Consider the following 11,146-nt stretch of genomic DNA (forward strand, 5'->3'; position numbering starts at 1 on the left):
ATGGAACTGTTCGTGAATACCGACGCCGCGACCCTGTCGCCGCTGGGCCTGTTCCTGCAGGCCGACTGGGTGGTGAAGGCGGTGATGGTCGGGCTGCTGCTCGCCAGCATCTGGACCTGGGGAATCATCTTCAGCCTGCGCGGCCGCATCGCCGCTGCGCGCAAGTCGACCGACGCGTTCGAGCGCGACTATCGCAAGAGCGACGATATCGACGTCTTCTACCGGATGAACGGCGATGCCGCGCATCCGGTCGCGCGCGTCTTTGCCGCGGGCGTCACCGAATGGCGCCGCTCGACCGGCGGGCGCGTGCTCGACAAGGAGGGCACGCGCGAGCGGCTCGCCACAACGATGGGCGCCGCGGTCGCGCATGAGATCGACAAGCTCTCCGATCGCCTCAACATTCTTGCGACGGTCGGTTCCGTCGCGCCCTTCGTCGGTCTGTTCGGCACCGTCTGGGGCATCATGCGCAGCTTCACCGCGATCGCCAGCGAGCAGAACACCTCGCTCGCCGTGGTCGCGCCGGGCATCGCCGAGGCCCTGTTCGCCACCGCGATCGGTCTGTTCGCCGCGATCCCCGCAGTGATCGCCTACAACCGCTTCAGCCACGGCATCAACAAGGTGGAGGCGCACCTCAACCGCTTCGCCGACGGCTTCCATGCGACCCTGAGCCGCCAGCTCGACAGCGGTCCGACCCCGGGCAAGCTCTGATGGGCGCCAACCTCCCATCCTCCCGCGGCAAGGGACGCCGCGCGCCGATGGCCGACATCAACGTCACGCCGCTGGTCGACGTGATGCTGGTGCTCCTGATCATCTTCATGGTCACCGCGCCTTTGCTCACCGCGGGGGTGCAGGTGAACCTGCCCGAAAGCCGCGCCAAGCCGCTCGATCAGGATGCGAAGCCCGTCCAGATCTCGATCGACCAGTCGGGCAAGCTCTATCTCGACAATAGCGAAGTGACCGAACAGGGCCTGCCCGCACTGCTGGAAGAGATCGCCACCCAGCGCGGTGAGGACAAGCCTCAGGTCTACCTGCGCGCCGACCTGCGCCTCGAATATGGCAAGGTCATGCGGGTGATGGGCGAGCTCAACCGCGTCGGCCTCAACAAGGTGTCGCTCGTGACGACCCCGGTGGACGGCAACTGATGAGTCTGGCGATCGACCGCAGCGAAGGGACGGGGCTTGGCCTGGCATTGCTGGGCCATGTGATCCTGTTCGGCCTGCTGACGGTCGGCTTCCTCGCCACGCCCAATCCGGCCAAGCTCGAGCCGACCCCGATCGAAATCTCGCTGACCGACGAAGCGGGGCTCAAGAGCGAGGCGCCGGTGATCAACCGCGAGGCGCCCGCCGAACGCCTCGCCGAAGTCCCCGCCCCGCCCGAGCCGGTGACGCCGCCGCCCGTGGCGCAGCCCGAACCCGAGCCGGTGGTCCGCCCCAACCCTGCTCCGCCCAAGCCCGAACCGCGCCCGGCGCCGAAGCAGCCCGAACCGCCCAAGAAGGCCGAGCCGAAAAAGGCCAGCGCCCCCGCACCCAAGGCGCCCGCAAAACCGACCACGCGCGAAGTGCGCCCCACGGGCCGCCTCACCGGTATCGTCAACGGCCTCACCGATCAGCCGAGCAAGGGCAAGGCGACCACACCGCAGGCCAGCCAGATCGGCCCCGCGGTCAAGTCGAGCCTCGCCGCCGAAGTCATCCGTCAGCTCCGCCCGCACTGGCGCTCGCCCACCGGCGCGGACGTCGAGCTGCTGCGCACCACGGTCGAGATCCGCCTCAATCGCGACGGCACGCTCGCCGCGCCGCCCCGCGTGATCAACCAGACCGGCGTCAACGACAGTAACCGCGCCCAGGCCGATCTGCACAAGGAACGCGCGCTCAACGCCGCGCGCCTCGCCGCCCCGTTCAACCTCCCGGCCGAATATTACGACGCCTGGAAGATCCTCCGCCCCAACTTCGACAGGAACCTCAGCCGATGAAGCCCGTATTTTCGCTCGTCGCCCTCCTGGTCGCAGCGCCCGTCGCCGCGCAGCAGGTGACCCCGCCAGCCGTACCAGCCCCCGCGCAGGAGGAAGAAGGCCTCAGCGTCGACGTCACCGATACCGCGTCGGCCGATCTCACCATCATGATCCCGGCAATGCCGGCGGCACAGGCGGTGCAGACTCCGGCGGGCAACACCGAAACGCTCGGCCGGCAGATCGCCGACGTCATCGCCGCGGACCTGCGCAACACCGGCCTGTTCAAGCCGGTCGGCCCCGACGGCGTCCGCGCCCCGTCGGTTGGCGAAGTCCGCGCGCCCGATTTCAACTATTGGCGTAACGGCAGCGCCCAGGCGCTGGTGCAGGGCTATGTCCAGGCCGGCGCGGGCGGACGGCTGACGGTCGGCTGCTATCTCTACGACGTCGCGCTCGGCACCCAGCTCACCCGTTCGGGGTTCGAGGTCGGCCCGTCCGACTGGCGCCGCGCCGCGCATAAATGCGCCGATTCGATCTACACCCGCCTGTCGGGCGAAGGCCCCTATTTCGACAGCCGCGTCGTCTATGTCAGCGAGACCGGCCCCAAGAACAAGCGCATCAAGCGGCTCGCGATCATGGATCAGGACGGTGCGAACCACCGCTTCCTGACCAATGGCCAGTCGATCGTGCTGACCCCGCGTTTGTCCCCCGACGACCGGCGCATCGCCTATATGAGCTATCAGAACGACAAGCCCTCGCTCTATGTCTACGACCTGTCGAACGGCACCCAGCGGCTGCTGGTCACCAATGTCAGCATGGCCTTCGCGCCGCGCTTCTCGCCCGATGGCCGCTGGATCCTCTTCACCATGTCGACCGCGGGCAACGCCGATATCTATCGCGTCGCCGCAACCGGCGGATCGCCGCAGCGGCTGACCAACGGCCCCGGCATCGACACCGGCGGCAGCTACTCGCCCGACGGCAACAAGATCGTGTTCGAGAGCGACCGTTCGGGCACGCAGCAGCTCTATGTGATGAACGCCGACGGATCGAGCCCGCAGCGCATCTCCTTCGGCGGCGGGCGCTATGCGACGCCGGTGTGGAGCCCGCGCGGCGACCTGATCGCCTTCACCCGCATGGGTGGCGGCTTCCGCATCGGCGTGATGAGCCCCTCGGGCGGCGGCGAGAAGCTGCTGACCGAAGCCTGGGGCGACGAAGGGCCGAGCTGGTCGCCCAATGGCCGCGTGCTGATGTTCTATCGCGGCGCGCAGGGCCGCTCGGGCAAGGCCGATGTCTGGTCGGTGGACCTGACCGGGACCAACGCGCGACGCATCCCCACCCCGCTCGACGGATCCGATCCGGCCTGGGGACCGTTACGCCCATGAACCAAATCATGTACGGAACGACCTCGGGATCACGAAATCTGTAAATGCCAAGGGAGATACGACCAATGGCAAAGCTTAAAACCGCCCTCATCATCGCCACGATGGCCGTCGCCGTCGCGGGTTGCTCGAAGAAGCGCCCCGAAACCCTGCCGCCGGGCCCGGGCGAGGTCGATACCGGCCCCACCACCCCCGGCCCCGACACGGGCACCGGCGTCCAGCCCGGCACCGCCGCGCACTTCAAGCAGAACGTGTCGAGCGACACCGTCCTGTTCGGCCTCGACCAATATGACATCGACGCGCAGGCGCGCTCGATCCTCGACAGCCAGGCACAGTGGCTGACCCAGTATCCGAACACGCGGATCACGCTGGAAGGCCATGCCGACGAGCGCGGCACGCGCGAATACAACCTCGCGCTCGGCGACCGCCGCGCCAATGCCGCGAAGAACTATCTCGCGGCGCGCGGCGTTTCGGCGACGCGCATCACCACGATCAGCTACGGCAAGGAACGCCCGATCGCGCTCGGCTCGGACGAGCAGAGCTGGGCGCAGAACCGCCGCGCGGTGACGATCGTCGTCAACTGATTGCCCTCACGGGCAAGCGAGAGGGGCGCGCGCCGCACGGCACGCGCCCCTTTTCGTTGGCTCGCTAGCCGCCCGGTTCGTCCGCGCGCTGGCTGACGCGCACCCGCCAGGGATAGTGATCCGGCTCCAGCGCCGCGAGGTCCGGCGCACGGAAATGCTGGGTCAGCGATTGCCGCCAGCTCCCGGTGGAATTGCCGGTCGTCATGTGCGGGGTCGCGCTGTGATGGAAGGTCACACTGCCCGCCTCGATCGGGCAGGCGACGATCTCGCTGCCGTCCGGGACCTCGCACACGAGCAGGTCGCTCGCCATCTCGGGCGGGTTGCGATGCTCCAGCACATCCAGATGCCCGCCGCGGACAAAGTGCATGCAGCCATTCTCCACGCCGACCGCGTGGAAGGCGGTCCAGCAGGTCACGCCCCCGTTCCGCAGGGTCCGCCCCCAATAGGCCTCGTCCTGATGCCAGGGCGTGGGTGCGCCGGTGCCCGGCGGCTTGGCCAGGAACTGCTCGTACCAGAACGCCATGGCCTGCCCCATCAAGGCACCGCCGAACCGGCCCGCCCAGCGCCGGAAGCGCGACTGAGGCAGCCATGGATAGTGCCGATCGACCCCGCTCTGGACGATGCGGAACACCCGCTGGTCAAGCGGCTCGCCCTGGCGCCAGTCCCAGTCCTTCCCCCAGTCCGCCGGCCGCGCGATCATCTCCGCGCCCATCTCCGCCAGCGCCTGCTGCTCGACGGGGTCGATCGCGTCGCGGACAACCAGAAACCCGTCCGCGCGGAAGCGCGCAATCTCGTCCTCGCTCGGTTCCGGATAATACATGCCCTCTCTCCCGCGTTCTGATCCCGACGCGTATCCAGCGTGGCGGAACGGGCATGCGGCGTCTTTGGCCGCGCCGTGCAATTCGTATCCCAGATGATTATGCTGACGGGGTGAGCGCAGCAGCCGACACTTCCGCGGATGGAGCCGATTATGCGCTGGCGGCGATGCTCTCCCCCTATGTCCGCGGCGCACTCGAGCATTGGCGCGGCCCCTGGCATATCGAACGCCGGGTCGTGCTCGACTATCTGCTGGTCTATATCGTGTCGGGAGACGGGCATTTCTCGGTAGGCGAGGACAGCTTCCGCGTCGGCGCAGGCGATCTGATCTGGATCCCGCCCGGCGTCCTGCACGAAATGCGCGGCGTATCCCCGACGATGTTCGTGGCCTATCTGCATTTCGACCTGGTGCATGATGCCGAACGCAGTGCGCGCGTGCGGAGCGGCGCCCGATATCCGCACGGCCCCCACCCCGACATGCACCCGCCCTGGACGCGTCAGCCGATCGCGGGCTGGAGCGGCCTGCTCCCGGTGGTCAACGGCCCCGCAATCTACGCATTGATGCGGCAGGCGATCATGGAGCATCGCGGTGCGCGGCGGCCGCTCCGCGTCGCCGGCCTGATGCTCGAAATCCTGGGGGAGATCGCGACCGGCCTGTCGGCGCCCGCCATCAGCGCGGGGGTGCGCTGGCCGGCGCTGCACCGTGCAGCCGAACGGATTGTCGCGCGGCCCGAGGCCGCCCTGGACCTCAAGATGCTGGCCGCCGGCGCCCGGCTCAGCGAATCGCATTTCCGCAAGCTTTTCCGCGAAGCCCATGGCGTCAGCCCGCACCAGATGCAGACCCGCGCCCTGATGCAAAGGGCGGCCGAACTGGTGCTCCATTCCCAGTGGAGCGTCACCGAGATCGCCTATCAGCTGGGTTTCAGCACGGTCCACAACTTCTCCCGCGCCTTCAAACGCGAGATCGGCACCTCCCCCCAGAACTACCGCCGTAAATCCGGCTGAGTGCCGGCCGGACGATCACATCACCGATTCCGCTTGCGCCTCCCACAATTCGATATAAAACTGATATCATAATTTATGGAGGCAAACATGTCCGATTCGAACCCCCGCGCACTCCGCAGCAGCGCCGAGCGCCCCGCATCCACTGCCAGCGGCTATGCCATGCTGCTGGTCATCCTGATCGCGGTGGTCGCGGTCGGTTTCTCGGTACCGCAGGTCAAGGACGCGCTGTGGGCGCAACTGACCCTGCCTGCCGGCATCATCGTCTTCAGCTTCGTCGCGTGCGGCTTCTACCTGCTCCAGCCCAACCAGGCCGCAGCGATCCTGCTGTTCGGCGAATATCAGGGCACCGATCGGACCAACGGCCTGCGCTGGGCATGGCCGTGGCTGATCAAGAAGAAGGTGTCGGTCCGCATCCACAACATCACCTCGGAACGGCTCAAGGTGAACGACCTGCGCGGCAACCCGATCGAGATCGCGTCGAACGTGGTGTGGCGCGTCGCCGATACCGCACAGGCGCTGTTCGACGTCGATGACTATCGTGAGTTCGTCCACATCCAGATCGAGAGCGCGGTGCGCGCGATCGGCTCGCGCTATCCTTATGACGACTTCACGCATGAAGAGATCACGCTGCGCGGCAATGCCGATCATGTCAGCGAGGAACTGCGCGTCGAACTGCAGGAGCGCGTCCAGATGGCGGGCGTCCATATCGACGAATGCCGCCTCACCCATCTCGCCTATGCGCAGGAGATCGCCCAGGCGATGCTCCGCCGCCAGCAGGCCGAAGCCGTGGTCGCCGCGCGCAAGACGCTGGTCGAGGGCGCGGTCGGGATGGTCGAGATGGCGCTCGAGCAGTTGTCCGAGAAGAATGTCGTCGAACTGGACGACGAGCGCCGCGCCGCGATGGTCTCTAACCTGATGGTCGTACTCTGCTCGGAACGCGACACTCAGCCGGTGGTGAACGCGGGCTCGCTCTACCAGTAATCGTGTCGTGAGCGTCCCACCCAAAAAGGCGTTCCCGCTCCGCCTCGATCCCGCGCTCTACGCGGCGATCGAGCGGAGCGCGGCCACCGACCTGCGCAGCGTCAATGCGCAGGTGGAATGCCTGCTGCGCGAGGCGCTGGCCCGGCGCGGCGTCAAGCTCGCGGAACCGGTGCGCGCCAAGCGCGGCCGGCCTGCGAAGGATTCGGCAAAGGAGGAAAGTTGAGATGCGTTCCAGCCACTGCCCCAAATGCCAGGGATCGATGGCCGAGGGCTTCATCCTCACCGAACGCAGCAGCATGCCGGCCCTGCTCAGCTGGTCGCGCGGCACCCCGCGCAAGCGCTGGTGGGGCGTCAAGTCCGGCGAGGGCAAGCCGATCGAGATCAGCACCCTGCGCTGCCAGCGCTGCGGCTTCCTGGAGAATTACGCCCGCACCTGAAAATCGCCGTCGGTTCAAAAGAGAAGGAGGCAAGATATGATGATCGCATTGTTCGCCCGCCGCTCGCATCTGCCCTGGCTCGCTGCAGCCTCGCTGCTCGCGCTCGGCATCGGCCTCACCATAGTGCTGTCATGAGCGCCCGCGCCCATCTCGACGCGCTCAAGGTCCGCGAAGGCTATTGGTTCGCGCAGAAGCTCTATGGCTATGGCGCGGTGCCGGTGACCTGGCAGGGCTGGCTGACGACGTTGACCTATGTCGCGCTGGTCGGGCTGCTCGCCTGGCGCATGCCGACCGGCCCCCTCAAGTTCGCGACGATCGTGCCCGTCAGCATCGCCTATATCTACTTCATCTGGACCAGGACCGACGGCGGCTTTCGCTGGCGCTGGGGGCCTGAGAAGAAGGACTGATCAGCGCGCGGGCCGTACCTCGGCCGGCGGCGGCGGGCCGAACGCCTCGTCGAGCATCCGGGCAAGCCGGAGCCCGCCGCGAGTGACCTGCTGGCGCATCACCGGCACCAGCCGTTCGACCGTGGCGTCGTCCATCTTGCCGCGCGGTGCGATGTCCTCGCGGCACGGGTCGCCGCCATAGGCCGCAGCATAGGCTTCCCTGGCGACTTCCCAATTCTCGCGGCTCCAGTCCTCGACCGATCCCGCTGCCATCGCCGTGCGTTCGGCAGCGGGATAGGCGACCACCAGCGGCGGCGGGGTCGAGATCGCCCGCTCGGCCAGCCAGCCGTCCCAGATGGTGTGGAGGTTCAGCCGCTCCGGCCCGTAGACGCCATAGTCCGACCGCGCGCGGTTGCCGCCCAGATCGCCCTTGTCCCCGGCGTGCAGCGGCTGGTGCAGATCGCCGACGAAATGGACAAGGAAGGCCAGCGCCATGACCTTTTCCCGAACCGGCACCTTGGGGTCCTGAAGCAGCTTCACGTCGCGCTCGATCTGCGCCGACACGCAATTGCCGTCGGGGCAGTTGCCCTTGAGCGTGAACGGCTTGCAGATGTTCACATTCTGATAGTGCCAATTATAGGCATAGCTGAACCGGGGGCCGAGCGGCTTGATGCAGTCCGCCCAGACGCTCGCCTGCTCGATCGTCTTCGCGGGACAGGTCGGCGTCTCGAGCAGGCCCTGTCGCGCCAGCAGCCGGTCGATCGCGGCCCGCGTCTCGGGCTTCACATTCCGGTACGCGATCGAGGCGATCGTCTCATGCCCATATTCCCAATAGGCCATCGCCGGGCTGGCAATGAGCGATGCGGCGAGCGCGGCGGCGGCAAGGATGCGGCGAATCATGCGAATCGCCATAGCGGCATCGCTGCCGGACCGGGAGTGGCCGCAGCACCCCGCCGGTGTCACGCGCCTGACCCGGACCAATGCGACAGTCGCGGTGGCGGGGGGAGACTCGAAGGAGACTCCAGATGACGGACCTTGATCGCGATATCGCCACCGACGAGACTGATCGGCTGATCGCCTCGAACAAGGTGGAGGGAACTGCTGTCTTCGATGCGCAGGGCGAGAAGCTCGGCACCATCTACAATTTCATGGTCGACAAGGATTCGGGCCAGGTCGAGTACGCCGTGCTCCAGTTCGGCGGCCTGTTCGGGCTCGGCGCCGACTATTATCCGCTGCCCTGGGAAAAGCTCAGCTACGACATCGATGAAGGCGGTTACGTCGTCGATATCGACAAGGAAACGCTCGAGGATGCGCCGCGCTACGGCGACGATTCCGAACCGGCCTTTGACCGGGCCTATGGCGAGCAGGTCTATGGCTATTATGGCCTGACCTACCCGGCGGCCTGAACCCTGACCGGCGGCGCGAGCGATCGCGCCGCCGTCTCATATGCCGTCAGACCCTATTCTTCGTCACCATAGACCGCGACGGTCTTCTTGCCGCCCGCCGAAACCTTGCCGCGATACATGCCCGGCGTGTTGAAGCTCCACGCCATCTCGCCATCCGGCCCGGTCAGGATCACCCCGCCGGTACCGCCCAGATCGGCGGTTTCCTTCATCACGATATCCGCCGCCGCCTTAAGGCTCTCGCCCTTGAAGCGGACGCGCGCGCAAATCTCGTGCGCCACGCCCTCGCGGATGAAATACTCGCCCGCCCCGGTCGCCGAAACGGCGCAGGCGCGGTCGTCGGCATAGGTGCCCGCGCCGATCACCGGCGAATCGCCGATCCGGCCCCAGCGCTTGCCGGTGATCCCGCCGGTGGAGGTCGCCGCAGCGACGTGGCCCTTGGCGTCCATCGCCACCGCGCCCACCGTACCGAACTTGCGGTCGACATCGAACCAGCTGGTCTTCTTCGCCTTCAGCGTCTCGAGCTGGCGGCGGCGCTCCTCGGTCGCGAAGTACGAAGGATCGACCTGCTCCAACCCCTGCTCGACGCTGAACTGGTCGGCCCCCTTGCCCGCCAGCATCACATGCGGGCTGTCCTCCATCACCTTGCGGGCAAGGCTGATCGGGTTGCGCGTCCGCGTCACCCCTGCGACCGCACCGGCGCGGCGCGTGGCGCCGTCCATGATCGATGCGTCGAGTTCGTTGGTACCCTCATAGGTGAACACCGCGCCGCGGCCTGCGTTGAATGCCGGATCGTCCTCCAGCACCTTCACCGCCACCTCGACCGCGTCGAGCGCGCTGCCGCCGCCGGCGAGCACTTTCGACCCAGCCTCCAGCGCCGCGTCCAGCCCCCTGCGCGCTGCAGCCTCGCGCTCGGGCGTCATTTTCGCGCGCTCCATCACCCCGGCCCCGCCATGGATCACCAGCGTCCATTCGGGCTTTTGCTGCGCAGCGGCGGGAAGCGACATCAGCATGGCTCCGGCAATGAGGGTCAGGCGGATCATGGGGTCTCCATAGGTTGGGCAGGTGCCGGGCGCGGACGGTCGCGCCGCTCCATCCTGAGGCCGATCAGCGGCCGCAGCGGCGGTATCTCGCGGCCGATGCGATAGAAGATCCAGCAGCCGAGCGCCGTCACCGGCACAAGGATCGCGAACTCGGCGAAGCCAGGGAGGTCGAGCTTGAGCAACCAATACATCGTGACGACGATGACCGTCTGATGGATCATGTAGAAGGGGAAGACTCCCTCGGTCAGCATCGGCCGCAACCTGTGGTCACGGTTCAGATACTTCTCCGCGAAGCCGATCAGCGCCGCGATCGTCATCCAGCACTGGATATAGCGCGCCGCGAGCATCACGCGCCCGACCACCCAGGGCGGATCAGCGACATAGGCGATGTCGATCGCGGCCGACACGACATAACCGGCCAGGCCGATCGCCGCGGCAGGTTTCCACAGCCGCGCAATCCACGCCATCACCGGCTCCGATCCCGCGAGCGCGAACCCGAACAGGAAGGCGGGGAAATAGGCGAGGTGCGCGATGCCGTCGTTGATCACGTCATGGCTGTCGCTCCAGCGCTGGAACACCACCACCTGCGTGATCAGCAGATAGGCGGCGGGCAGCCACAGCACGCGGGTTCCCGCGAACAGCCGGTCAAAGGCGCGCTGGAACCAGCTCCCGCCCGGCAGCAGCACGATCAGGGCGAGCGCAAGCGTGTAGAGCCAGAGATAGCCGACGAACCAGAGATGGTTCCAGGTCGGCACGACGATCCCGGCGATCTTGCCGAAATACCAGTAATGATGCGCCCAGAAGACCCAGTAGTTGAACCAATAGCCGTGCTGCGTCGTGAGCTCGACCCAGGTCTGGGGCGGCACGATCACGGCGACACCGAACAGCAGCGGTATGATCAGCCGCCAGGTCCGGTTGGCGGCGAAGCGCCCCGGCTTGCGCGATTTCATCCAGAGGGCGCGGCTGGCATAGCCGGAGACAAGGAACAACAGGGTCAGCCGCCAGGGGCTGGTGAACAGCATCGGCACCGTCACCCATTCGGCCGGCACCGCGGTCTTCACATGATAGCCCCAGGGCACGAAGACCATGCCGATATGATAGAGAATCAAAAGGCCGAACGCCCCGATCCGCAGCCAGTCCATGCCATAGTGCCGTTCCACCACCGCC

General features: G+C 67.0%; 15 protein-coding genes. 11 read left to right on the forward strand and 4 right to left on the reverse strand.

Annotation, left to right across the window (positions count from 1 at the left end):
* The 5 genes from tolQ (at position 1) to pal (ending at position 3,908) form a co-directional block, all read left to right on the forward strand.
* Positions 1 to 708, forward strand: a complete 708-nt coding sequence (gene tolQ, locus AC07TU_RS19430) for a protein TolQ (RefSeq protein ID WP_495189583.1) — start codon at positions 1 to 3, stop codon at positions 706 to 708.
* A complete protein-coding gene (gene tolR, locus AC07TU_RS19435; protein WP_495189584.1) occupies positions 708 to 1,142 on the forward strand; it encodes a protein TolR in 435 nt (144 codons plus the stop codon). The genes tolQ and tolR overlap by 1 nt, the downstream gene beginning before the upstream one ends.
* Positions 1,142 to 1,969: a cell envelope integrity protein TolA gene (tolA, locus tag AC07TU_RS19440; RefSeq protein ID WP_495189585.1), complete on the forward strand. Its 828-nt coding sequence runs from the start codon at positions 1,142 to 1,144 to the stop codon at positions 1,967 to 1,969. Before tolR ends, tolA begins: the two co-directional genes overlap by 1 nt.
* The gene (gene tolB, locus AC07TU_RS19445) at positions 1,966 to 3,327 is read left to right on the forward strand and encodes a Tol-Pal system beta propeller repeat protein TolB (RefSeq protein ID WP_495189586.1); all 1,362 of its coding nucleotides are present in this window, start codon (positions 1,966 to 1,968) and stop codon (positions 3,325 to 3,327) included. The genes tolA and tolB overlap by 4 nt, the downstream gene beginning before the upstream one ends.
* Positions 3,328 to 3,392: 65 nt before the next feature.
* On the forward strand, positions 3,393 to 3,908 hold the full coding sequence (gene pal, locus AC07TU_RS19450; RefSeq protein ID WP_495189587.1) for a peptidoglycan-associated lipoprotein Pal: 516 nt from the start codon (positions 3,393 to 3,395) through the stop codon (positions 3,906 to 3,908).
* Positions 3,909 to 3,972: 64 nt separating this feature from the next.
* On the opposite strand, the gene AC07TU_RS19455 is transcribed toward pal, so the two are convergent.
* Entirely contained in the window at positions 3,973 to 4,728 is a 756-nt protein-coding gene (locus tag AC07TU_RS19455) for a phytanoyl-CoA dioxygenase family protein (RefSeq protein ID WP_495189588.1), read from the reverse strand.
* A 110-nt stretch (positions 4,729 to 4,838) separates the two neighbouring features.
* Here AC07TU_RS19455 and AC07TU_RS19460 point away from each other — a divergent pair, with 110 nt between their 5' ends.
* The 5 genes from AC07TU_RS19460 to AC07TU_RS19480 all read left to right on the forward strand — a co-directional run bounded on the left by AC07TU_RS19460 (position 4,839) and on the right by AC07TU_RS19480 (position 7,554).
* Entirely contained in the window at positions 4,839 to 5,729 is an 891-nt protein-coding gene (locus AC07TU_RS19460) for an AraC family transcriptional regulator (RefSeq protein ID WP_495189589.1), read from the forward strand.
* An 87-nt stretch (positions 5,730 to 5,816) separates the two neighbouring features.
* A complete protein-coding gene (locus tag AC07TU_RS19465) occupies positions 5,817 to 6,710 on the forward strand; it encodes an SPFH domain-containing protein (RefSeq protein WP_495189590.1) in 894 nt (297 codons plus the stop codon).
* A 7-nt stretch (positions 6,711 to 6,717) separates the two neighbouring features.
* Complete coding sequence (locus tag AC07TU_RS19470) at positions 6,718 to 6,933, forward strand: type II toxin-antitoxin system antitoxin (protein ID WP_495189591.1); 216 nt, start codon at positions 6,718 to 6,720, stop codon at positions 6,931 to 6,933.
* Position 6,934: 1 nt separating this feature from the next.
* Entirely contained in the window at positions 6,935 to 7,147 is a 213-nt protein-coding gene (locus AC07TU_RS19475; protein ID WP_495189592.1) for a hypothetical protein, read from the forward strand.
* A gap of 131 nt (positions 7,148 to 7,278) precedes the next feature.
* A complete protein-coding gene (locus tag AC07TU_RS19480) occupies positions 7,279 to 7,554 on the forward strand; it encodes a hypothetical protein (RefSeq protein WP_495189593.1) in 276 nt (91 codons plus the stop codon).
* Here the strand turns inward: AC07TU_RS19480 and AC07TU_RS19485 are convergent, their stop codons facing one another.
* A complete protein-coding gene (locus tag AC07TU_RS19485; protein ID WP_495189594.1) occupies positions 7,555 to 8,433 on the reverse strand; it encodes a S1/P1 nuclease in 879 nt (292 codons plus the stop codon).
* A 125-nt stretch (positions 8,434 to 8,558) separates the two neighbouring features.
* On the opposite strand from AC07TU_RS19485, the gene AC07TU_RS19490 reads away from it, so the two are divergent.
* The gene (locus AC07TU_RS19490) at positions 8,559 to 8,939 is read left to right on the forward strand and encodes a PRC-barrel domain-containing protein (protein WP_495189595.1); all 381 of its coding nucleotides are present in this window, start codon (positions 8,559 to 8,561) and stop codon (positions 8,937 to 8,939) included.
* 53 nt (positions 8,940 to 8,992) lie between these two features.
* On the opposite strand, the gene AC07TU_RS19495 is transcribed toward AC07TU_RS19490, so the two are convergent.
* Positions 8,993 to 9,949: an isoaspartyl peptidase/L-asparaginase family protein gene (locus AC07TU_RS19495; protein ID WP_495189640.1), complete on the reverse strand. Its 957-nt coding sequence runs from the start codon at positions 9,947 to 9,949 to the stop codon at positions 8,993 to 8,995.
* Between the two features lie 26 nt (positions 9,950 to 9,975).
* On the reverse strand, positions 9,976 to 11,139 hold the full coding sequence (locus AC07TU_RS19500; RefSeq protein WP_495189596.1) for an acyltransferase family protein: 1,164 nt from the start codon (positions 11,137 to 11,139) through the stop codon (positions 9,976 to 9,978).
* Positions 11,140 to 11,146: the final 7 nt, after the last annotated feature.

The organism is Sphingomonas sp. GW821-FHT03E12, assembly GCF_059420685.1.